20 protein-coding genes are annotated in these 22889 nt (G+C 51.1%); 14 read left to right on the forward strand and 6 right to left on the reverse strand.

From position 1 onward, the window contains the following. Nucleotides 1-2: 2 nt before the first annotated feature. From ACSSVF_RS13200 to ACSSVF_RS13215, 4 genes are all read right to left on the reverse strand, one after another. On the reverse strand, nt 3-1415 hold the full coding sequence (locus tag ACSSVF_RS13200; protein ID WP_442586114.1) for an HlyD family type I secretion periplasmic adaptor subunit: 1413 nt from the start codon (nt 1413-1415) through the stop codon (nt 3-5). 5 nt (nt 1416-1420) lie between these two features. Continuing rightward, on the reverse strand, nt 1421-3565 hold the full coding sequence (locus tag ACSSVF_RS13205) for a type I secretion system permease/ATPase (RefSeq protein WP_492404037.1): 2145 nt from the start codon (nt 3563-3565) through the stop codon (nt 1421-1423). Nucleotides 3566-3717: 152 nt separating this feature from the next. Then, nucleotides 3718-5643: an EAL domain-containing protein gene (locus tag ACSSVF_RS13210; protein ID WP_442586112.1), complete on the reverse strand. Its 1926-nt coding sequence runs from the start codon at nt 5641-5643 to the stop codon at nt 3718-3720. Nucleotides 5644-5799: 156 nt separating this feature from the next. After that, nucleotides 5800-6474, reverse strand: coding sequence for a transglutaminase-like cysteine peptidase (locus tag ACSSVF_RS13215; RefSeq protein WP_442586111.1), 675 nt, complete (start codon nt 6472-6474; stop codon nt 5800-5802). 215 nt (nt 6475-6689) lie between these two features. Here ACSSVF_RS13215 and purB point away from each other — a divergent pair, with 215 nt between their 5' ends. From purB to ACSSVF_RS13270, 11 genes are all read left to right on the forward strand, one after another. Then, the gene (gene purB, locus ACSSVF_RS13220) at nt 6690-8063 is read left to right on the forward strand and encodes an adenylosuccinate lyase (RefSeq protein WP_492404039.1); all 1374 of its coding nucleotides are present in this window, start codon (nt 6690-6692) and stop codon (nt 8061-8063) included. 241 nt (nt 8064-8304) lie between these two features. Continuing rightward, on the forward strand, nt 8305-10047 hold the full coding sequence (locus ACSSVF_RS13225) for an autotransporter assembly complex protein TamA (protein ID WP_492404040.1): 1743 nt from the start codon (nt 8305-8307) through the stop codon (nt 10045-10047). Then, on the forward strand, nt 10047-13337 hold the full coding sequence (locus tag ACSSVF_RS13230) for a translocation/assembly module TamB domain-containing protein (RefSeq protein ID WP_492404042.1): 3291 nt from the start codon (nt 10047-10049) through the stop codon (nt 13335-13337). Before ACSSVF_RS13225 ends, ACSSVF_RS13230 begins: the two co-directional genes overlap by 1 nt. Before the next feature lie 14 nt (nt 13338-13351). Continuing rightward, nucleotides 13352-14140, forward strand: coding sequence for an NYN domain-containing protein (locus ACSSVF_RS13235; protein WP_492404044.1), 789 nt, complete (start codon nt 13352-13354; stop codon nt 14138-14140). Further along, the gene (gene wrbA, locus ACSSVF_RS13240; protein ID WP_492404046.1) at nt 14137-14727 is read left to right on the forward strand and encodes an NAD(P)H:quinone oxidoreductase; all 591 of its coding nucleotides are present in this window, start codon (nt 14137-14139) and stop codon (nt 14725-14727) included. Before ACSSVF_RS13235 ends, wrbA begins: the two co-directional genes overlap by 4 nt. A gap of 22 nt (nt 14728-14749) precedes the next feature. After that, nucleotides 14750-15469, forward strand: a complete 720-nt coding sequence (locus ACSSVF_RS13245) for a HugZ family pyridoxamine 5'-phosphate oxidase (protein ID WP_492404047.1) — start codon at nt 14750-14752, stop codon at nt 15467-15469. After that, nucleotides 15466-15828, forward strand: a complete 363-nt coding sequence (locus ACSSVF_RS13250) for a DUF2069 domain-containing protein (RefSeq protein WP_492404049.1) — start codon at nt 15466-15468, stop codon at nt 15826-15828. The genes ACSSVF_RS13245 and ACSSVF_RS13250 overlap by 4 nt, the downstream gene beginning before the upstream one ends. A gap of 97 nt (nt 15829-15925) precedes the next feature. Continuing rightward, complete coding sequence (surE, locus tag ACSSVF_RS13255; RefSeq protein ID WP_492404051.1) at nt 15926-16675, forward strand: 5'/3'-nucleotidase SurE; 750 nt, start codon at nt 15926-15928, stop codon at nt 16673-16675. A 5-nt stretch (nt 16676-16680) separates the two neighbouring features. Then, nucleotides 16681-17355: a protein-L-isoaspartate(D-aspartate) O-methyltransferase gene (locus ACSSVF_RS13260; protein ID WP_442586102.1), complete on the forward strand. Its 675-nt coding sequence runs from the start codon at nt 16681-16683 to the stop codon at nt 17353-17355. Continuing rightward, a complete protein-coding gene (locus ACSSVF_RS13265) occupies nt 17352-18248 on the forward strand; it encodes a peptidoglycan DD-metalloendopeptidase family protein (RefSeq protein ID WP_492404053.1) in 897 nt (298 codons plus the stop codon). The genes ACSSVF_RS13260 and ACSSVF_RS13265 overlap by 4 nt, the downstream gene beginning before the upstream one ends. A gap of 95 nt (nt 18249-18343) precedes the next feature. Continuing rightward, complete coding sequence (locus tag ACSSVF_RS13270) at nt 18344-18691, forward strand: hypothetical protein (RefSeq protein ID WP_442586100.1); 348 nt, start codon at nt 18344-18346, stop codon at nt 18689-18691. A 62-nt stretch (nt 18692-18753) separates the two neighbouring features. Here ACSSVF_RS13270 and leuA read toward each other — a convergent pair whose 3' ends face one another. Further along, nucleotides 18754-20469, reverse strand: a complete 1716-nt coding sequence (gene leuA / locus ACSSVF_RS13275) for a 2-isopropylmalate synthase (protein WP_442586099.1) — start codon at nt 20467-20469, stop codon at nt 18754-18756. Nucleotides 20470-20631: 162 nt separating this feature from the next. Here leuA and ACSSVF_RS13280 point away from each other — a divergent pair, with 162 nt between their 5' ends. Further along, on the forward strand, nt 20632-21096 hold the full coding sequence (locus ACSSVF_RS13280) for an Lrp/AsnC family transcriptional regulator (RefSeq protein WP_492404055.1): 465 nt from the start codon (nt 20632-20634) through the stop codon (nt 21094-21096). A gap of 45 nt (nt 21097-21141) precedes the next feature. Here ACSSVF_RS13280 and ACSSVF_RS13285 read toward each other — a convergent pair whose 3' ends face one another. Next, nucleotides 21142-21519, reverse strand: coding sequence for a thioredoxin family protein (locus tag ACSSVF_RS13285; protein ID WP_442586097.1), 378 nt, complete (start codon nt 21517-21519; stop codon nt 21142-21144). A 238-nt stretch (nt 21520-21757) separates the two neighbouring features. Here ACSSVF_RS13285 and sugE point away from each other — a divergent pair, with 238 nt between their 5' ends. Together sugE and yfcF are read left to right on the forward strand one after the other, a co-directional pair. Further along, nucleotides 21758-22078 (forward strand): quaternary ammonium compound efflux SMR transporter SugE, encoded by a 321-nt coding sequence (gene sugE / locus ACSSVF_RS13290; RefSeq protein WP_442586096.1) that lies wholly within the window; start codon nt 21758-21760, stop codon nt 22076-22078. A gap of 89 nt (nt 22079-22167) precedes the next feature. Further along, nucleotides 22168-22785: a glutathione transferase gene (gene yfcF, locus ACSSVF_RS13295; RefSeq protein ID WP_442586095.1), complete on the forward strand. Its 618-nt coding sequence runs from the start codon at nt 22168-22170 to the stop codon at nt 22783-22785. The last annotated feature ends 104 nt before the right edge of the window (nt 22786-22889 follow it).

A 22889-nucleotide genomic window follows, 5' to 3' on the forward strand; every position in this document is an offset into this window, starting at 1 on the left:
GATTAGCGCTCGGTTAATGCATACGATTTAGCCTTCAGCACAGGTTTAAGCAAGTAAGACATCACAGTTTTCTTGCCGGTCAAAATATCTACCTGTGCCACCATACCAGGAATAATTGGCAGATGGTCGCCGATATTATTCTTTATTGTCCTTACTTTAACGACATAAAAAGCATTTCCTTTATCGTCTATCGTCGAATCTGCTGCAATATCTTCAACTTCTCCGTCCAGGCTGCCATAAATGCTGTAATCATAAGCTGTCAGTTTGACGATTGCGGGCTGCTTGGGGCGGATAAACGCAATATCCTTGGTTTGTACTTTGGCTTCTATCACCAGCGCATCATCAGAGGGCACCACTTCCATGACCTCTTTCCCTGCCTGGATCACACCGCCAACGGTGTTGTAATACAGCTTGCTGATTTTGCCGTTCACCGGCGATAGCAGCGTTGATTGCTTTACCTTATCCGACAATGCCAGGCTGGACTGGGTCAGACTATTGATTTTTGCCGTTGTCTCGTTCAGCTCGGTACGCACCTTGCTCGTAAAGGTTTGTTGCGCCTCTGAAATCTTGCGGCGCGCTTCTGAAATAGACGCAGTGATGCGCCCCATTTGAGCCGAGGCCTGATCAATATCGCCTTTTGCCCTGTTGGCCTCACGCTCCAGGCGCAGGATTTCAATCTCAGACACAGCGCCACTATTGAGTAAGGGACGGTTCGCTGCCAGTTCGCGACTATTAGAATCATAAGTCTTGATTGCGACTTCTTTTTTAAACTGCACTTCTGAAAGCTCACGCTCACGTTGCGACAATTGATCCCTGGCGATATTCACTTGCGAATCCAGTTCTGCACGTCCCGCATTAAACAATTGCAGTTCTTGCAAATAGGTATCCGGCACTTTTAGCTGCACTTCACTAGGCGGATTAAAAGCGCTGCCATTAGCCAGCGCTTTTAAACGCGCCTCTTTGGCTGTCAATGATAGGTACTGGCTTTCATTTTCCTTCAGGGAAGAAATCGCCCTCGTCTCATCAATCTTGATCAGCGGCTGGCCACGTTTCACCGTGTCGCCCAACTTAACCATGATATCAGTCACAATACCGCCATCCAGCGATTGCACCAGCTGTATCTGCCCGGAAGGGATCACTCGGCCTTCGCCACGTGTCACTTCATCGACTTCAGCCAGGTTCGCCCACACGAGCAACACGATCAGAATCACAAAGATGGCATACATGATCAGCTTGGCGTGCAGCATGCTGTCTTCAACCATCACATCATGTGCCTGCTCGGTCCATGAACGGTTTTCTGCGGTGTCGGTCTTGATGATTTTGTCGACTAATAGATGTACCGGCTTGCCAAGGCGCATCCAGATGCTATCGTTTTTGGTAATGTCACCATATTTATCGAATATTTTTTTTGCCATGATGCTTACCTTGCCTTACCGACTTTACCCGCACGCAGTGCAGCGGTAACGTCTTCTTTAGAACCGTCAGCCACAATCTGTCCGGAATCAATCACGATTAAACGCTCCGCCAGTTCCAGCATGCCATTCCTGTGACTGATCACAATCAGGGTTTTGTTGACTGTCGCTTCAGCAATTTTATTTTTAACATTCTCTTCACCTGAGTGATCCATGGCACTGGTAGGCTCATCCAGCAGCACGATCTGCGGGCTGGTCACAAAGGCACGTGCTATGCCGACGCCTTGTCGCTGGCCACCGGACAAAGTATCGCCACGCTCGCCCACTTCCAGGTCAAATCCTTTGGGATGTGCATTCACAAACTCGGCAATGCCACCTACCTGGGCCGCATTCAGCACAGCGTGATCATCGGCGTGTTGGTGGCGCAAAGTGATGTTGTCACGCAGCGTGCCATAAAACAGATGATTATCCTGCTGCACATAGCCAATACTGCGGCGCAATTCGGCCGGGTCAATCTGGCGTGCGTCAATGCCATCGATCAAGATAGCGCCTTCGCTAGGCTGATATAAGCCAAGAATAAGTTTGTTAATTGTTGTCTTACCTGAGCCCATACGCCCAATCAGGCCCACATGCTCGCCTGGACGAATCCTGAAAGAAATGCCATTTAAGGCCAACTCATCTGTGCCTGGATATTTAAAAGACACATTTTTGAATTCGATTTCGCCTTTGAAGGCTGGGCGAGAGAGAAAACTCACATCCTTACCGCGCTCTACCGGTTTTTCCATAATGGCCTCTAACGACTTTAATGAAGTCGCAGCAGTATGGTATTGCGTAAACAGGCTGGCAATTTGTGAGATCGGCGCTAATGCACGGCTAGTCAATTGCGAACACGCGATCAGGCCACCCATGGTCAAGTCGCCATTCGAAATCAGGTATACACCGAGGATAATGATTGCAACGCTGATAATTTGCTGCAAGGCGTAAGAACCATTGGTAATCGAAGAGGATAGCAACTTGAGTTTGCTGCCGACTTCAGACAAAAATATCGCACTACGCTCCCACTTTCCTTGCATCTGCCCTTCAATGCCCATGGACTTGACCGTCTCCAGGCCTACCAGGCTCTCGATCAGTGTGGCATTACGTTGCGCACTGGCCCGGTACATGGTCTCGGACAAGTCGTGCATTTTACTTTGCACACTGAGTGAATAGATGAGTACGACCGCGCCGCCTATCAAGGCCGGCAACACCATAAATGGGCTGATCCAGGCAATGACTATCAGGAAAATAATACCGAATGGCAAATCGATCAGGGTCACGACAGTGGCGGAAGTAATAAAATCACGCACGCTCTCGAACGAACGCAGATTGGAAGCAAAAGAACCTACAGAAGAGGGTTTTGCGTCATAGCGGGTACCCAGTACCTTCTCCATGATCTGGCCACTGAGTTTCACATCGATACGTGCGCTGGCCCAATCCAGGAAATAGGCGCGCATGGACCGTAACAGCAGGTCACCCAGCACAATCAGGCCTACACCAATCCCCAATACCCATAATGTTTCCACTGCCTTGTTAGGCACTACACGGTCATACACATTCATGGTGAACAGTGGCATGGCCAGCGCAAAGATATTGATCAGGAAGGCTGCGACCATCACATCGCGATAAATGCCTTTGTTCTCAGCGATGGTGCCCCAGAACCAGTGCCTGATCTTCACCCTGCCGACTTCTGGCGTACGTGCATCAAAAATATAGTTCTGTTTAGTGACCAGCGCGTAGCCGGTATATTCTGCGACCAGATCGGCCACGCTCATGGTGACCGGTTCTGGTGACAGATCAGGGAAAACCACCTGCGCAAAATGGTGGCTGTCATCGACCTTTAATAGCTGGCACGCCCGGTGATTATTCAGCAACAAAGTGATATCTGTTTGTGGCTGATTGAGGGCAGTGATTGCGCTTTGCTTAACGATGACGTCGAGACGCAAGCGTTCGGCAGAGCGTTTGAACAACTCAGGGTTGAGCTTGCCATCTTCAAGTGGCAAGCCGGAGGTTAACGCATCCCGAGTAGTTGCCAGCCGGTTATGGCGGCATATATAAAGCAGACACTCGAGTAAAACGTCTTTGTCAGTTTGGTTAAAATATTGCGTCGTTTCCATGGCTAGGCTTGTTATTGTCCTTATCAACGGCTCAAATACTTATGTTTAAGTATTTATATTATTTGCATCCCTATTATAGGTAATCACCACCCCATCCAAAACGCTGAGTATATGGCAAAAATCCCGTGAATTACAAAGATTGACAACTTTTACTACTCCCCGAATTGCAGGGTTTCCTGCACAAACGGCCCTGTCACAGCTTCGATACCTACCGAGTTCAGGCTATCCAGCTCCTGCTGATCCTGCACGCCTTCGGCAATCGGCATGATGCCCATGGTGCGGACCATCATACATAAACCGCGCAGCAATGACTGCTGCTGTGGCCGCATGTGGATGTCGCGAATCAATGAAGCATCAAATTTAACGAAATCCAAACCTAGCTCATGCAAATCACCCAGCTGGGCAAGGCGCGTGGCCACATGTTCCATGCCGACGATACATCCCAGTGATTTCACCAGGTGCACAAAGTTTTTGAACTGCACAAAGTCGCTAAATGCCGCCTCTTCCGAAATTTCAAAGCTCAATCTCGAAGGCTGGGCGACGGTCAGGATCAGGGCTTGCAGCTTGTCGCGGTATTCGTCACTGCGCATCGCGGCGGCAGACACATTCACACTCAGGTTGGCGTTATTTTTGTCCAGCATATCGACGGCGTATTCCAGCGCCAGTCCATCCAGCGTCTTGATCATATCCAGCTGGCTGGCCCAGTCGATAAAGGCTCCCGCAGCCAACCACTGATCGCCTTCATCAATATGCAAACGCAGCGGGCACTCGTAATGCAGCAACTGCTGCTCCTTGAGCATGACCGGGTAGCAGGCGAGCTTGATCTGCTTGTGCTCAATCGCATGCAAGAACTGCTCTTTCCATTGATTAAGGTAATTTTTCCTCGATGTGACTATGCTATTGGCATTCATCACCCGCATAGGCACTGCCGTCTGATCACCCGCCAGGTCGAGAATAAACTGCATGACCCGGTGAATATCCACGAAGTCATCGCCTTTTTTGGTTTTGGTATGTGTCACCACAAACTGGAACTGGACGATTTGCTGCGCTGCATTGAGCTTTTCCAGCACCAGCTTGAGTTCTGAGGCAACGATAAAGTCATCCAGTGGCTGACGGCTGAAAATCCCGAATTCACTGCCGGAGAGCCTGCCGCAGACGACATCCGGATAGTGCGACATTTGTTTTTCCAGCGCATCGCCGACTTTTTTAATCAACTGGTTAGTCACGCTATAGCCCAGCTGCTTATCAATATCAGACAGGTTGCGCAATTGCACCAGCGTCAGCATGCCTTCGACAAAGCTTTCATTTTTGAGGGCGACCGACGCGGTATTGGTAAAGTGTGACTGGTTCATCAAACCAGTGACTTCATCGTAGTTGATCTGCTGGTTAAACACATTGAGGCGCTCAGACTCTGCCGTGACCATGGATTTAACCCGGTCAGACAGCGTATTCATGGTGCGCACCAGTTTTTTGAATTCTTCGGTTTGCGGCTCTTCAATGGTGATGTATTTGCGCTCACCCAAGGCTTCAGCCTGTGCGATCACGTCATCCAGTGGTTTCAGTATTTTCTTCAACCAGAAACCGGAAACCACATAACTCAGGAATGCCACGATCAAGGTCCACAGCACCGCATGGCGTGAAGTTTCCCACAACTGGTCATATGCCAGCGAAGGTTCGCTTTCAAGCACCAGGGTGCCATATTGCTGCCAGCCTGACTGAATATTGGCAATACCAGGATGGATGCTGACAGAAAATAGCGACTGGAACCAGGCCGGTGCCACTGAGTGCGGGTTGCGGTTGATGCGCTCTATCATGGGCTTATTATCAGGCGAGATAATGGCAATGCGGCGATAGTTACCCATATCAAACTGGGCACTGATGATCAGCTCTACCGTGACACTATCTTTCTGGATATTGGAAAGTGTGATGGCCAGACCATTGGCGTTGTCATTATTTTTTTTCTGCAACTGCTCGGCCATGAAGCGGTGGTCATCATAAACCCCTAAAAACAGGCAACCCGCCGCCACCATTAAAATAATGACAGAAATCGCAATGCGTATTTGTTTTATTAATGACATGTTCTAAGCCCTCTTTTTTTCTTGGGGTAAAATCATCCACAACCCGGCGTTCATGCAGGCTTTATCTATAAGCCTAGCACTAACTTTCCCTGTTAACCATATCTTAGCCAAGGTTTTCAAAGATTCCGCGTGATTCAGGTATTTCAATGTGTACATTTATTCCAGCCCGTCCTGGCGCATACGCGTCAACACATCACGCCACTTGGAAATATTGTTTGGAGACCCGGCCCGCATATTCGGGTTATTCGCCACGAACAGGCCTTTATCATTAAAGCTGAACACCGGGAACAGGTCACTACGCCTGGACGCGGGCAATATCTCAAAGTTCAGGTTATCCAGAATGAGCGGGTCGCTGGCTGGCATCGCATAATACGCAAGCACCATGTGCGGACGGATGTTACCGCTGGCCATACGCGCCCGGACATAAGTCAAGCGTAGTTTGTCCTGCGGGATACCGAGTTTTTTGAGTAAGGTGTATTTGGCGATACTAAAGTCTTCACAGTCGCCCGCCCCTTTGCCAAAGGTTTCCAGTGGGCTGGCCCAGTAATCTTCCATACCCCATAAATTAATGTCATCGACAAACAGCACATGCTGGTTGGTAAAGTCATTGACCATGCCGATCTTGGTCATTTCGCTGGCGCCACCAAGCTGGTTGAACAGTTCATTCAGGCGCATCACATTCTGGTAGGCTTCTTCACCATACCGTTGCCTGACCTTTTCCAGCATCGCCAGCACGTAATCATCCGCCAGTATCTGCGACCATAGCAGACACAGCGTCAGGCATAAGCCTGTCGCAAAACTAATAAAGGATGGAGAAACGGGGCGTCTCATGTGCAATAGATTTCCAGTGAGCGATTATGTCACGGCACCAGCAAGCCTCATTTGCCAAACAAAGCGGTTTTCATCTGCAAATTCGGCGATCTTGAAGAATACTATATATTGGCAGTAAGGTATCGTAGGTACAGCACCATAACAAGAATAGAAAAACACAAGCGGTGCCGGATTGGGTAAAATGTCGACTTTCAAATCCACACCGCTTTATATTCATGACGTCTCTTACCCCGCTCAATGCACTCTCTCCTTTAGATGGTCGTTATCACGCCAAACTCGACCCTTTGCGCCCTTTCTTTAGTGAATACGCGCTGATCAAACATCGCGCACTGGTCGAAGTGGCCTGGTTAAAAGCACTGAGTGCCGAACCGCAACTGGCAGAAATCGCGCCATTCAGTGCAGACACCATTGCTGAACTAGATGCAGCTATTCATGCGTTCAGCGAAGATGATGCCATGCAGGTAAAAGCGATTGAAGCACGTACCAATCATGATGTGAAAGCGCTTGAATACTGGCTTAAAGAAAAATTCGATGGCAATGCCGAGATCAAAAAAGCCAGTGAATTCATCCATTTCGCCTGTACTTCAGAAGATATCAACAACCTGTCGCATGCCCTGATGCTTAAATCTGCACGTGACAGTGTGGTATTGCCTGACCTGGCAGCCGTAGTCGCCAGGCTCACCGATTTATCGCACGCACTGGCCGAACAACCCATGCTGTCCCGCACCCACGGCCAGACCGCCAGCCCGACCACCATGGGTAAAGAACTGGCCAATGTGGTCTATCGCCTGCAACGCCAGCTCAAGCAACTGCAAGCGAATGAAATCTTAGGCAAGATCAACGGTGCTGTTGGCAACTTCAACGCACATTTGTCCGCCTACCCAGATATTGACTGGGAAAATTTCGCGAAAACCTTTGTGGAATCATTGGGACTGACTTATAACCCGATGACTATCCAGATCGAGCCGCATGACTACATGGCTGAACTGTACGATACGCTGTCACGCATCAATACCATTTTGATCGACCTCAATCGTGATATCTGGGGCTATATCTCGGTCGGTTACTTCAAGCAGAAAGTCAAAGCCGGTGAAATCGGTTCTTCTACCATGCCGCATAAAGTCAACCCGATTGACTTTGAAAACTCCGAAGGCAACTTAGGCCTGGCCAATGCCATTTTGCGCCACCTGGCAGAAAAACTGCCTATCTCCCGCTGGCAGCGCGACCTGACTGACTCTACTGTGTTGCGCAACATGGGTGTGGCACTGGGCTATTCCCTGTTGGCTTATGATTCCTGCCTGCGCGGCCTGAACAAACTGGAAATTAATCCACAACGCTTGCAGGAAGACCTGAACAATAGCTGGGAAGTGCTGGCTGAGCCTATCCAGACAGTGATGCGCCGATACGGCATCGAAAACCCATATGAGCAGTTGAAAGAACTGACGCGTGGCAAAGGCGGTATCAATCAGCAATCATTGCATGCCTTTATTGAAACCCTGCCTATCCCGGCCGAAGCCAAACAAACCTTGCTGGCGATGACGCCTGCAACTTATACCGGCAAGGCAAGTCAATTGGTAAAACATATTTAGTGACTTGTTCAGGGATTGTTCTGTTTTTAAATTCGCACTCAACGCTTTAAGGCAAACAACCGCTGGTTCGATTGCCTGTTTCTCACTCGCCTGGCCTGATGGCCGGGTGAGGTGCTATCGCAAGCATAGCGCCTTGCTGTTGGCGTGGCTGAAGTGCTTTTTGCCGTTGCGCTTGAAGCAGATCACTGTCAGCCAGGCCACACACAACCTTACCACTTTAGTTTTTCTTGCGTGTTTACTCATGCATATCCCTTCTGCACAAGCGCAGGAGGCCGAGTGGTTCCAGGTCAAACAAGGCACTTACCAGACGCGTTTTTCCCTCAATAGCGAAACACCTCCCGAAAACAAACAGCAGCTGCATGAGTTGCTTGAAAAACACCTGACGCTGCACGAATCCATGCAAAACCCGCGTATGAACGAGGGTGAATGGCGGCGGCTGATCCAGAAAACCCCGCAGGAAATCGCTGACCTGCTGGCCACCGAGGGCTATTTCAAAGTAAAAACAGTGGCCTACCAGCCTGTCGCAAATGTGATTGAGTTTCACGTGAATTTGCCGCCGCAGGCAAAAGTGAGCAAGGTTGTGCTGACCCTCAGCGGGGAAATACAACAGCCCGCACACCAGGAGATACTGGCAGAAGCCAATAAAAGCTGGTCATTACAAATCAACAACGTGTTTACCCAGCCCGCCTGGGCGGCCGCCAAACGCGACTTACTGGCCGCATTGCTGCGCGCAGAGTTTCCCAATGCCAGAATCACGCAATCACAAGCCATCGTGCAACCGCAAACCCAGGAAGTCTCAATTAATATTGCGGTGGACTCCGGCCCGGTCGTGCGTTTCGGCAAGGTCAATATTCATGGCTTGCAACATTACCCGGAAGCCTTGATCCGCCCGTTGAACACCCTGAAACCCGGTGCTCCATACCGGCAGTCAGATTTACTGTTATTGCAAAACAGTTTCATGAGCACAGGCAAGTTCAGCCAGGTAGATGTGGTGGCAAACACGCACGCACTGAACCCAGACCACACCGCAGATGTAGAGGTGACCGTGCGTGAAATAGAAGAAAAATCCTTTCGCATAGGCGTGGGCGCCAGCACAAATACCGGCGCGCGCATTGTGTTTAATTACACTGATCGCAATTTGTTTGAGCGCGGATTGCTGTGGGATAGCAGCATACGCCTGGAACAGCGTTTGCAGGCCGCCACCTCCAACATTACTTTCCTCACAGATGATAAAGGCTACCGGGACAGCATACAGAACAGTCTGACCCGCACCGACCTCGAAGGGCAAGTGACTACTGCGTTTCAAAACGGGGTGCGGCGCTACTGGGGCCAACCGCGCAAGTTTGAACAATTTGTAGGCGCTAACCTGTTATATGAATTTTTGGAAGTGGATGACGTCACTTCGCAGTTCAATAAAGCCGCCACAGTGACTTATGGTTTGAATATGCGCGAGCTGGATCACCAGCAGGCCCCGACCAAAGGCTGGATATTGAATACGCAATTTCAGCTTTCGCCGTTTGAACGTATTTCTGATGGCCGTTTTTTGCAGTCGCAGGCCAGGTTGCAGGCGTTTTACCCGCTGACCAGCTCGACCCAGTGGCTGGGCAGGATTGAAGTAGGCAGTGTCAATGGCTCCGCCAGCAAGGTTCCTGCGACTTATTTATTCCGTGCCGGTGGTGACCAGTCTGTGCGTGGCTATGCTTTTCAATCGTTAGGCGTGAATGAAGGCGGCGCCACGGTCGGCGGTCGCGTATTGCTCACCGGCAGCAGTGAAGTGGTGCAATGGCTGACGCCTTCATGGGGCGCAGCGGTATTTGTGGATTTTGGTAATGCTGCCAATAGCTGGAAAGACTATGACCCGGTGCTAGGCTATGGCCTGGGTGCGCGTTTCCGCAGCCCGATCGGCCCGGTAGGCGTCGATATCGCCTATGGTGAAGAAACCAAGGAATACCGTTTGCACTTTAACCTGGGAGTGAATTTTTAATGTCATTTGTTCACTTACTGTCACGACTATGCAGGTTAAGTCTTGTTTCCACGCTCTGCCTGAGCCTGATCATCACGCCACAAATGGTCTGGGCCGCCAATGTCATGGTGGTGACCAGCCTTAAAGAATTTGAAACTGACCTCGGCAATGCTACGCTCAAGGTCGAAGGTATCGCTTCGGATATGCGGCTGGGGGTGACTCCTCGTGGCGAACTGACCGTATCGAGCTTTACTGCCAGGCAGGTGACTTTACAGTTCAAAACACCAGCAGATACGCCGCCTGCCAGCACTAAAACGGCAAGCGGCCCCTTGCCAAAGCGCATCAACATCCCACTCCCCTTTCATCTGCTGTCAGGCCATATTGAACGCCTGACCATTATCCAGGGGCAAAGCACTTACCATATAGAACAGATCAGCTTTGACCTGGATGCCGACAACCAGGCCATGCAATTCCGCATTGCGCAGGCGCATAGCCCGTGGGGCGAAATCAGTACTCATTTCCAGATGCAGAATGCGGCACCGTTTCCTTTAACTGGGTGGATGGATGTACAGCAGTCACAAGGCACCCTGCCCTATCATCTGCGTACAGAATTACATGGTGACCTGACCAAGCTGGAAATTGCCGCCAGCCACCATTACCAGCCTGATGCCAAACCATTTGCGATTGTGCCTGCCACGCAAGACGGCCAAGACATAGTGGCGCTCAAAGCCACTATCGGCCTGAACGAGGCGCGCAACAGCCATTTTCTTTTTCATTTGCAACAATTCCAGGCCAGGCATGTGCATCCACAGCTGGCAGGGCATATGGATTTAAAAGTCGTGGCCGATGGCAGCCTCACCGACCAGGGTACGATACAAGTCACGGTAGATGCCGGAGATAGCCGCTTGCAATCGCAACCCCTGATTGTACGCGGCACGGCGACCCTGCAAGCTCAGCAACTGACCAAGCTGGATTTGCTGGCACAACTGGATAAAAACACGTTCACCATCCGCAGCGCCCAGCCTGCGCCGCCCGCAGGCACCCAGCTGAACTGGCAGGCCGATCTACCCAACCTGGCGCACTTTATGCCGGGATTCTCAGGCCAGGTCAAAGGAGATGGCACGGTTCAGCATCTTGCTGATGGCTTTTATGCCAGCTACCGTTTGTCTGGCCAGCAACTGCAACTACCTAAAGGCCTGGTCATCGCTGGTTTTGAGGTAAAAGGACAAGCGTCGGATAATCTGCAGGCTGCCATAGACCAACAAATCAAACTGCACGGCCTGTCGCAACAGAACAGCCAGGGCACTGACAGCCCGCCGATTGAGGCAGAACTGAATTTAAAAGGCACACTGGCGCAGCACCAGCTCACACTGCAAATCAAGGATTCTGACCCGTCATTGCAACGCAATATCCAGCTCGCACTGAATGGTGCCTGGCAGAACGACAGCTGGCAGGCCCAGCTGACACAATTGCAGGATGCCAGCGGTAAAGTTTTCCGGCTGGCAAGCCCGGCAAGCATGTCGTGGAGCGCCGCACAAGGGTTCGACCTGCAACAGCTGGCACTGAATGTGTTTGCCGGTCAACTGCAACTGGAAAAGTTACACTACCGCCCTGCCCAGGCTGACAACCCTGCCTCTGCGCAAGCGGCCCGCATGATGCAATTACAGTCGCGTGGCGTCCTGAAGGATTTTCCACTGCAAGCCTTAATGGCCTGGCTGGTGCCTGAACAATCAGCGCCGTTACCGGCAGACCATCTGCAATTATCTGCACAGTGGGATATGCAGCTGGACCAAAGCCTGAATGGTTTCCTGCAACTGCAGCGCAGCCAGGGCGACTGGCAGGTGTATGACATCAACAATGCCAAATGGCAGGGCTTGGGCCTGCAGACGCTCTCGGCGGATATCAAAGCTGCAAACAACAACGTGAGCGTTGCCAGCACCATCAATTCCGCCGAAGCCATCAACCTGCAATTGTCGGCAAACACCGTGGTTACACCAACGCTGACCGGGCTTGTCATCAAGAACTCGGCCCCGGTTTCCGCCAGTCTGAAAGCGGATATTAAACAACTGAGCTGGTTCGCCAAACTGTTCTCCGACATACAGCCTGCGGGCAGCCTGGCGATAGACGCACAGATCAGCGGCGTGATGGCAGACCCGCAACTGAAAGGGTCTATTCAAGGCGAATCACTTGCCTTGCAAGTACCTTCACAAGGGGTATGGTTGGAACAAGGGCGCTTGAACGCGACCATGGCAGGCGATCAGGTGACTTTCAACCAGATACACTTTGCCGGTAAGAGCGGTGAATTGAATGCCACCGGGGTGTTAGCCTTGAAGCAACCTGGCTGGCAACTGGACCTCTCCGCGCAACTGAACAAACTGCAGGCACTCTCGCGGGTAGACCGCTGGGTGCAACTCAGCGGGGAGACCAAATTACGGCTGAATAGTGAAAACACCAATATCAGCGGCAATCTTAAAATCCATAAAGGCTTATTTGAATTACCTAAAGCGGATAAGCCACAACTGGATGAAGATATCATTATTGAATCGCCGGAAAATGCCGTAGCCAAGCAACAATCACGCGTGACCTTCCACGATTTCGGGCTGGATTTTGGCGACAAACCACTAGTACTACCCTTCAAGGAATCTGAACAGTTCATGCTGCGCGGCCAAGGCTTGAATGGCGCGCTGAGCGGAAAAATGCGGCTGGATGGCGCGCTGGATGACCTGGGGGCGACCGGCACGCTGGATTTGACCGGCACCTACCTGGCTTATGGACAATCGTTGAATATAGAAACCGGCCGGCTGATCTTCAGTGGCAAGATCCCGAATATCGGCCTGGATATCTTGGCCACCCGGCAGGTAGAAAATACCAAAGTCGGCATACAAATCAACGGCAGCCTGCAAACACCGGAACTCAAACTGGTTTCCACGCCGGAAACCAGCAATGAGAACAAGATTTCGCTACTGGTACTGGGGCAACCGATGTCGGCGGTCGGCAGCAATGATTTAGCCATGCTGTCGGTAGCAGCCAGTGCATTATTGTCACAAGGCGACTCCGTCTCCCTGCAAACCAAAATCGCACAGACCATAGGCCTGGACAGCATTGATGTACGTGGCTCAGGTTCTACCAACTATGCGGTCAGCGTAGGCAAACGCATCAATAACAAACTGGTGGTCGGCTATGAAAAAAGCATTGTCGGGCTACTAAATGTTGGTAAACTCACCTACCAATTAACCAACCGCATCTCGATTGAAACCAGGACCGGTTCGGATAATGCGCTGGATGTGTTCTACGGTTTCAGCTTTGATTAATCCAGGAGGATGGCATGCATCAGGACAATAAAAATCCACGGCTGGCAGTCTTGATAGATGCTGACAACACGTTCAAGGTCATTCCTATTATTGATGAACTGTTTGAAGAAATGTCCAAATTCGGCGACATCAGTGTCAGGCGTATTTATGCCGACTGGACTTCAGACCATGTCAAACAGTGGAAGCCGGTATTACCTAAACACGCTATCCAGCCGATACAGCAATACGCCAATACCAAAGGCAAAAATGCCACCGATAGCGCCCTGATCATTGATGCCATGGATTTGCTCTACACTGCCCCGCTCGATGGTTTCTGTATCGTCTCCAGCGATAGCGACTTTACGCGGCTGGCGATACGCTTGCGCGAAGCCGGCAAGTTTGTGTATGGTTTCGGCGAGAATAAAACGCCGGAATCATTAAGAGCCGCCTGTAACCAGTTTGTCTATTTTGAGATCCTGCTGCAGGAGAAAAGCGTGGAGGAATCTTCTGCGCCAGTCGAAGCCACCACCAAACCCAAGCCGGATGACGAACAAATCACGCTGGTGCCGATTGGCAAAAAAACCAAACAACAATTGGCGAACGATGCCAAATTGGTTTCACTGATCCGTTCAGCGATTGAAGGGCTGTCTGACGAAACCGGGTTTGCCGCCATGGGCGCGGTGAAAAACCATATCGTTAAAAACTTTTCCGCCTTCGACTCACGCAATTACGGATATACCAAATTCAGTGAACTGGTGAACGCCATCGGCTTGTTTGAGTTAGATGACCAAAAACAGAAATTACGCGACAAACGAAAAAAATGACTGATATCCTGATTCTTTATTATTCCCAGGGCGGCGCTGTCAAAGAAATGGCGCAACTGATCGCACGCGGTGTCGAAAGCGTGCCTGGCGCCAAAGCCAAGCTGCGTACCGTGCCTAAAATCTCCGCCAATCACGAAGCGACAGAGCCTGATATTCCGACTGCGGGTGCGCCTTATGCCACGTTGCAGGACCTGGAGGAATGTGCCGGGCTCGCTTTGGGCAGCCCTACCCGTTTTGGCAATATGGCTGCACCGATGAAATACTTTCTCGATGGCAGCACCAGCCTGTGGCTGAAAGGCGCATTGATCGGTAAACCGGCAGCTGTGTTCACTTCAACCGGGTCCATGCATGGCGGTAACGAAATGACGCTGATGACCATGATGATCCCACTGATGCATCACGGCATGCTGATGGTGGGCCTGCCTTACTCCGAACCGCAACTGGGCACGACCAAAACAGGCGGCACGCCGTATGGCGCCAGCCATATTGGCGGCGCGAAAGATGACCAGCCGATATCAGATGATGAAAAAAAATTATGCATGGCGTTAGGGAAACGCCTGGCCGAAACCGCACTCAAATTGCAATAACTGTTTACTGAGGAAAACTCGTATGTCCGCCGCTCTCACCCGCGAAGCCCGCCAATTTTTATTCGCCACACGCCATGCCGTGCTGTCCACCTACTCGATGAAGTATCCAGGCTATCCGTTTGGCGCCATCGCGCCGTTCGTCTGTAACCAGCAAGCCGAGCCTGTGATCCTGGTCAACGCCTACGCCGAACATGCTAAAAATATGCATGAAAATGCCAAAGTCTCATTGCTGATATTCTCTGAGGCAGGCAACCAGCAGGCACAACTGACATTAATAGGCGAAGCGCTGCCCTGTGAAAAAAATGACGAGGATTTCCGTGCCCGTTACCTGCGTTATTTTCCCGATGCAGTGACTTATTATGACCTGGATGAATTCCATCTCTACCGTATCCGTGTGGAGCATGTGCGCTTTATTGCCGGGCTTGGCCGGGTGGACTGGTTTGAGGGAGAAAGCCTGAATGAAGATTTAGCAACCAGCATGCTGGCAGCACAGGAAGCAGGCATCGTTACACATATGAATGATGACCATATCGACAGCATGCTGGAATACTGCCAGCACATTCACGGCATCACCGCCGACCAGGCCGAGATGACCGGGCTGGATGCCGAAGGTTTTGACGTCAAATATACGCAAGGCGAAGAAAACTACGGCCAGTTACGCTTTCAGTTCGAGCAACCGGTGTTAAACGCGATGGATGCCCGCAAAGCCCTGGTCGCACTCGCACAAGCCTGCCGATCATGATAGCGACGATTTTGAAATGGAGCCGCCTGGCTGCCAGTATTAGCCTGCTGGGTTTGATCCTGTTATGTCTGGGTTGGGAGATTTTCTGGTCACCCCTGCGCAGCGGCGGCAGTTTGCTGTTTTTAAAAACCCTGCCTTTGCTGGCACCATTGTTCGGCATTTTGCGCGGCAAACGCTATACCTACCAATGGGCTGGCATGCTGATCCTGCTTTACTTTACTGAAGGCGTGGTCAGGGCCTGGTCTGAATCTGGCGTCACGCGCGCACTGGCATGGACGGAAATCGTCTTGAGCCTGGTTTTCTTCGCCAGTGTGGTGGCGTACGCCAAATATACTGGAAAGCGTTACCAGGTTGCCTGATGCTGACATTTGACAATCGCTGATCCGAATTTGCATGCCCTAAATTCTTTCATGTACCGGCATAAACAAGCGCACTAAACCTTATATAATATCCGGCATGAAAATCCTGTTATCCAACGACGATGGCTACCTGGCTCCAGGCCTGGCTGCCCTGGCACAACACCTGAGTAAAATTGCTGATATTACGGTGGTCGCGCCGGAACGTAACCGCAGCGGCGCCAGTAATTCCCTCACGCTGGATAGACCCTTGAGTGTCAAACAGGCTGCCAATGGCTTTTTTTATGTGAACGGCACCCCCACCGATTGTGTACACATCGCCCTGACAGGGTTGATGCAGGAAATGCCGGATATGGTGATCAGTGGCATTAATGACGGTGCCAATATGGGTGATGACACCATTTACTCGGGCACGGTAGCGGCAGCGACTGAAGGTTACCTGCTGGGCATTCCCTCTTTTGCCGTTTCGATGTCACAGCATGCGCCAAGCCATTTTGAAACTGCTGCAAAGGTGATGGTGGACCTGGTCCAGCGTTTTAACCGTAGTGAAATCCTTGAGCCTACCCTGTTAAATGTCAACGTGCCAGATGTTCCATTGCAGGAGATCAAAGGCCAGAAAATCACCCGCCTCGGCAAACGCCACAAAGCTGAACCGGTGATTCAACTGAAAACCCCGCGTGGCGAGACCGTGTACTGGGTCGGCGCGGCAGGTCAACCGAATGACGGCGGCGAAGGCACTGATTTCCATGCTGTTTCACAAGGGTTTGTGTCGATCTCACCCATACAGGTTGACCTGACCAAACACTCCCAAATCAACACCATGCAACAATGGTTACAAGCCAAGAATTAAGCACCATGGCAATTCCGAGAACAACCAATAAAACCGGCATAGGCATGACTTCCTCGCGTACGCGGGAGCGCATGCTAACCCGTTTGCGTGAACAAGGCATACAGGATGAAGTCGTCATCAATGTCATGGCAGAGATCCCGCGCCATATCTTTGTCGATGAAGCATTGTCCATCCGTGCCTATGAAGATGTGTCCCTGCCGATAGGCTATGGCCAGACTATTTCGCAGCCATACATTGTCGCTAAAATGACGCAGATTCTGCGCAATGGCAAACAACTGAACAAGGTGTTGGAAATCGGCACCGGTTGTGGCTACCAGACCGCGGTTCTATCGCGCGTGAGTAATGAAGTATTTTCGCTGGAGCGTATCCGGCCACTGGTCATGAAAGCCAGGACCCATTTGCGGGCATTAAAGTGTACCAATGTGAAACTCGACCACGCAGATGGCAGCATAGGCCTGAAAGATTACGGCCCGTTTGATGCCATCATGGTCACAGCAGCCTCCAGCCATGTGCCGCAGGAACTGGTTGACCAATTGGCAGTAGGTGGCCGCATGGTGATTCCGGTCGGCACCTCGGAACAGGTGTTGCACCTGATTGAAAGGACCGCGCAAGGCGTACAGAAAACCGCCCTGGAACCGGTCAAATTTGTACCATTATTAGGGGGAACCGCTTTATCATGAGATTACGCTCGCTGCTCATCACCGCATTCACTGCCATGACCCTGGCAGCGTGTGCGCTTAACTCCCCCATGCCGCGCGCACCGGTGAGCAGCGCCTCCAAAACCCCAGAAAACAAAACAGCGGCCCCAGTCTCAGTCGGCGCTAACCAGTATCTGGTGCAAAAAGGCGATAACCTGTTCAATATCGGCAGGAAATTCGGCATCCCTCACCTGAAACTCGCTGAAATCAACCAGTTGCAAGCGCCTTACGAGATTCATGTCGGCCAGGTATTGAATATTAAAGCGCCAGCAGCTGTGGCAAACAATAAAGCCAATGATACATCCGGCGCAGACGACGCTGAAGTCGTGACTTCCGCCATCACGCGTCCTGAACTTGCGCCTGCTGGTGAAACTGCCAATTCAACTGTAACCAGCCCTGGCACTGCAACAGATGGTACAAAACCAGCGGCTGAAGGACAGGATATTGAAGCTGTTGCCGATAGTGATATTCAATGGCAATGGCCAGTTTCCGGCAAAGTCAGTGCCGGGTTTGACCCGCAACTGAATAAAGGTTTGAATATCACAGGCGCCGCCGGGCAAGCAATTAACGCTGCCGCTGCTGGAAAAGTCATATACAGTGGCATGGATGTGCGCGGTTATGGCAAGCTGATCATCATCAAGCACAACAGTAATTTGCTGTCTGTATATGCGCACCAGGGAAACTCCCTGGTCAAAGAAGGTGTCTTTGTGACACAAGGTGAAAAACTGGCGATACTGCCCGCCGCAAGCAATAACAAACCACCCACGTTGCATTTTGAGATTCGGCAAAAAGGCAAACCGGTTGACCCGGTCAGCTACTTGCCTGGCAACCCAGGTACCAACTCAAGCGCGGCAGGCAGCAACAGCAATAGCTAACTTTACGACGGCGGATGTAGTATCCGCTTGATAGTAGAGGTGTATCAAACGGTCAATCGCACAGTGTGCAGGATGTTTGGGAAAGGAATTGCTGTATGGATCCTGATCAATTCAACAAGAATCGCGACATTCGCCCGGATGGTGCCTGGCAGGTATTGCAGGCCATCATCACCGTCGCCCTCATTATCTGCGGACTGATAGGCATTGCCGTCCACATGTTTGGCTCCGGTATCACGCCCTATGACTGGTGGTATTGGCTGACCGCCTCGCCGCTCAATAGCGCGATCGCGGTGCTGGCGATTGTGGTGATCATAGTTTTCCACCGTTACAACTCTCATATCAGCAACCAGAAGCGGCGTTACGCCAGCAACCTGCCAGTCTATTTCATGATGCTGGTGGGCGTGTATTTCATCTATCGCTTGCTGACCACCGGGCACTGGTAAACGGTAGCATCAGCCATGCGCTGGCATGACTGACCCCCTAAGTTATAAGGCAGACTTGGTTATCAAGCAGACTTGGCCATAGCCCCTGACACCATGCCTTCTGGAACCAGATCATCTGCAGCAAGACCAGAGCGATTGATACCACTGATGATCGCCTGGATGGAGGCAGTCACAATATCCGGGTGTATGCCTACGCCGTAATACACTTTACCGCCGCAAACAACCTCAACAAAAGCACACGCCGACGCCTCCCCAGCCGAAGCACTGGCGCCGATAGAGCGTTCCTCGAAACTACGCACCTGGGCAAATACACCTATCCCTTGCAGTGCATGAATCGCGGCATCTACCGGTCCATTGCCCTGCCCGCTCAGTATCGTCGACACGCCATTGACATCCACGGTCAGCCGGATGGCCTGGCCGCCTTCTTGCGATTGCAGTTGATACTCATGAAAACTCAGCGATGAGGCGGGTTCGGTATAAGTGCGGTTAAACAGTTGCCAGATATCCTTCGCCGTCACCTCACTGCCATGCGTATCCGTGTATTGCTGCACGACACCGGAAAACTCCACTTGCAGGCGACGCGGCATCACCACGCCATACTGGCTTTCCATCAGGTAGGCGACGCCGCCTTTGCCGGACTGGCTGTTGACGCGAATGATAGAGTCATAACTACGGCCCAGGTCTTTAGGATCAATCGGCAGGTAAGGCACATTCCAGCGCGCATCTTCCTGCTGGCTGGCGAAGCCTTTTTTGATCGCATCCTGGTGTGAGCCGGAAAACGCCGTAAATACCAGGTCACCGGCATATGGATGGCGCGGGTGAATATCAATCTGCGTACACTCTTCGACCGTACGCCCTACCGCATTCATATCCGAGAAATCCAGGCCAGGATGCACGCCTTGCGTATACATATTCAGGGCGACCGTGACCAGATCGACATTGCCGGTACGCTCGCCATGCCCGAACAGGCAACCTTCTACCCGGTCAGCACCCGCCATGATACCAAGCTCAGTCGCGGCCACTGCCGTACCCCTGTCATTATGCGGGTGCAGGCTCAGGATCACGCTGTCACGTCGCGCAAGGTGACGGTGCATCCACTCAATCTGGTCTGCATAAATATTGGGGGTGGCGACCTCCACTGTCGCCGGGCAATTGATGATCACCTGGCGATCAGGCGTCGCGCCCCAAGCCTCTGTCACCGCATCACAGACTTCTTTAGCAAACTCAAGCTCAGTCGCAGTAAAGGTTTCCGGGCTGTATTGCAGAATCACCTCTGTTTCTGGCATATCGGCCGCCATCGCTTTGACCAGTTTGACAGAGTCAACCGCCATCGCTTTCACTTCAGCTTTGCTCATGTTGAACACCACTTCGCGAAAAGTCGGCGAAATCGCATTGTAAATATGCACGATCACACGTCGCGCACCGCGCACCGACTCCATGGTGCGGCGAATCAGGTGCTCACGCGCCTGCGTCAGCACTTCTATCGTCACATCTTCAGGAATATGGTTTTGCTCGATCAATGAACGGACAAAATTGAAATCCGTTTGCGAGGCAGAAGGGAAAGCTACTTCAATTTCTTTAAAGCCGATCTGGCACAGCATATTGAACATACGCATCTTCTTGTCCGCATCCATAGGCTCGAACAGCGATTGATTACCATCACGCAGATCGGTACTCATCCACACCGGCGGCTTGGTGATCACGGCACTTGGCCACTGGCGGTCCTTGAGTTGCACAGCAGGAAACGGCTGATATTTTTGTGAAGGTTGTGCGTGCATGTTGTCATTCCTGAATAGTGATTCGATAGAAGACATGATAGTGATTTTATAAAAAATATTATTGCTTATTTTGTTTAAAATAGCTTAATATTGAAATTCAATTTCAATTTATAAATAATAAATGCAATATTATTTCAATTTAAAATCTAATGCGCAAAAAAAATGAAACTAGACCGTTTTGATAAGCTTATTCTGGATATCCTGCAAACAGATGGACACATCAGTAACCAGGAACTCGCTGAGCGCATAGGACTCTCTCCTGCCCCTTGTTTGCGCCGCGTAAAAGCACTGGAACTGGCAGGCCTGATTACCGGCTACCAGGCCTTGGTCGATGCCAAAAAACTGGGATTGAGCCTGATGGCGTTAATCGGTATTTCTATGGACCAGCATACGCCGGAGCGATTCGCCAATTTTGAAGCGAGTATCGTCAATGTGCCGGAAGTGCTGGAATGTTTGTTGATTACCGGGCAGCAATCAGATTACTTATTGAAAGTGGTGGTGAAGGATATGGATGACTACCAGCATTTATTACTGCACAAGATTACCAGGATCGCTGGGGTGACTGGTGTGCATACCAGCTTTGTCTTGCGCAATGTGATTGCACGTGCCAGATTGCCTATCGTGTAAAAAACAAAAGGCCATGCAATGCATGGCCTTTTATACACGCATTATTTAAGCCTTGTTTTTCTTCGCATCTTCTTCAGCATAATGCTTGCGGATCTGTGTCATGTCATAGTCACGCGCCCATTTGATGATCTCTTCCAAAGCGGGGGCACCAATCTCGCCCACTTGCGCATTGATCCCTGCACGCTCGCGAATCACCAGCAGGCCCGGGATCTGTTTCACATCAAAATATTCGGAGATTTCCGGGTCGGCTTCCGTATTGACCATACCAAACACGATGTCTGTATGCTTGGCAGCGGCGGCTTCAAAGGTTGGTGTGAATGCCACACATGGATCACACCACGGCGCCCAGAAATCTACGATAACAAAATCATTGCTTTCAATGGTTTCTTTAAAATTCGCTTTAGTCAGCGTTAATACTGCCATGATATTTCCTGTTCCAATGGATTAATTTTTGTGTCGTTATTGTAGCAGAGGATACGACTGCTATTACCAACCCGCAGACCAAACTATACCTCCGGCGCTCTCTCTGCGCTATGTCACATAAAGCGGCAACACTTGAATAACATTTCACCTGAGGTATGATGAAGCCAGGAAGTGAGGACGACCCCACCGCTCCATTTGCTCCAGGGACGACCCTGATTTAACCTGAAAGGAATGTAGTATGGCTTGGTTTATTCTTGTGATTGCAGGATTGTTTGAGGTGGGTTGGGCGATTGGCTTGAAGTATACCGATGGTTTCAGCAAATTATGGCCTACCGTAGGCACCGTGTTAGCCATGGTCATCAGCCTGGGTTTGCTGGGGTTAGCGATGAAAACCCTACCTGTAGGCACGGCCTATGCCATCTGGGTAGGCGTTGGCGCCATAGGCACCGTGATATTAGGCATGATATTGTTTGGTGAACCGGCAACGCCATTGCGTATAGGCAGCCTGGTGTTGATTGTGGCAGGCATTATTGGCCTTAAAATAGCAGCCCTGGTTTAATCTTTCCAGGGCATTTCAAACGAAGTGGGTGCAGCCGCGGCCACTTCATTGAGAATCTAAACCCTTTACCATAAAGATAAGGATGACAGATGATACTTTACGTCGATGCCGACTATCTCTCGCCCTACGCCATGTCGGCTTTTGTCGCGCTGCGTGAAAAAGGCCTCACCTTTGAACTGCGTCTGTTAGATCTGCAACAATCCGAACAGTCCGCACCCGCCTACGCCGAGATTTCAAGCACGCAACGGGTGCCCGCCATCGTCGATGATGACTTCAGCCTGTCCGAATCTTCCGCAATCAGTGAATATATTGATGAATGCTATATCGGCCCTAAACTGTATCCCATCGACCTGTTAGCGAGAGCGCGCGCAAGAGCATTGCAGGCCTGGCTAAGGAGTGACTTGCTCCCTATCCGCGAAGAACGCTCGACAGAAGTCGTGTTCCTGAGCCGCTCACCACAGCCATTATCAGCAAAAGCACAGGCGGCGGCCAACAAGCTGTTTCACGCAGCAGCGCAGTTATTGCAACCTGGCCAGCTACATTTGTTTGAACAATGGTCTATTGCCGATACCGACCTGGCACTCATGATTAACCGCCTGGTATTGGCCGGCGACCCCGTGCCTGAATACCTGGCCGATTACGCGACGTTACAGTGGCAACGCGCCAGCGTGCAGGATTGGGTCAACCTGCCCAGAAAAATCACGTAATCTATGGACATAAAAAAGTGCGATAGGCCATTAGCCATCGCACTTTTACATTAGCGCTGCAAATACATTCGTGCAGTGAAACTTGGCTACACTACACGCTTGCT

This window comes from Methylophilus sp. E2MeOHC9 (assembly GCF_058744375.1).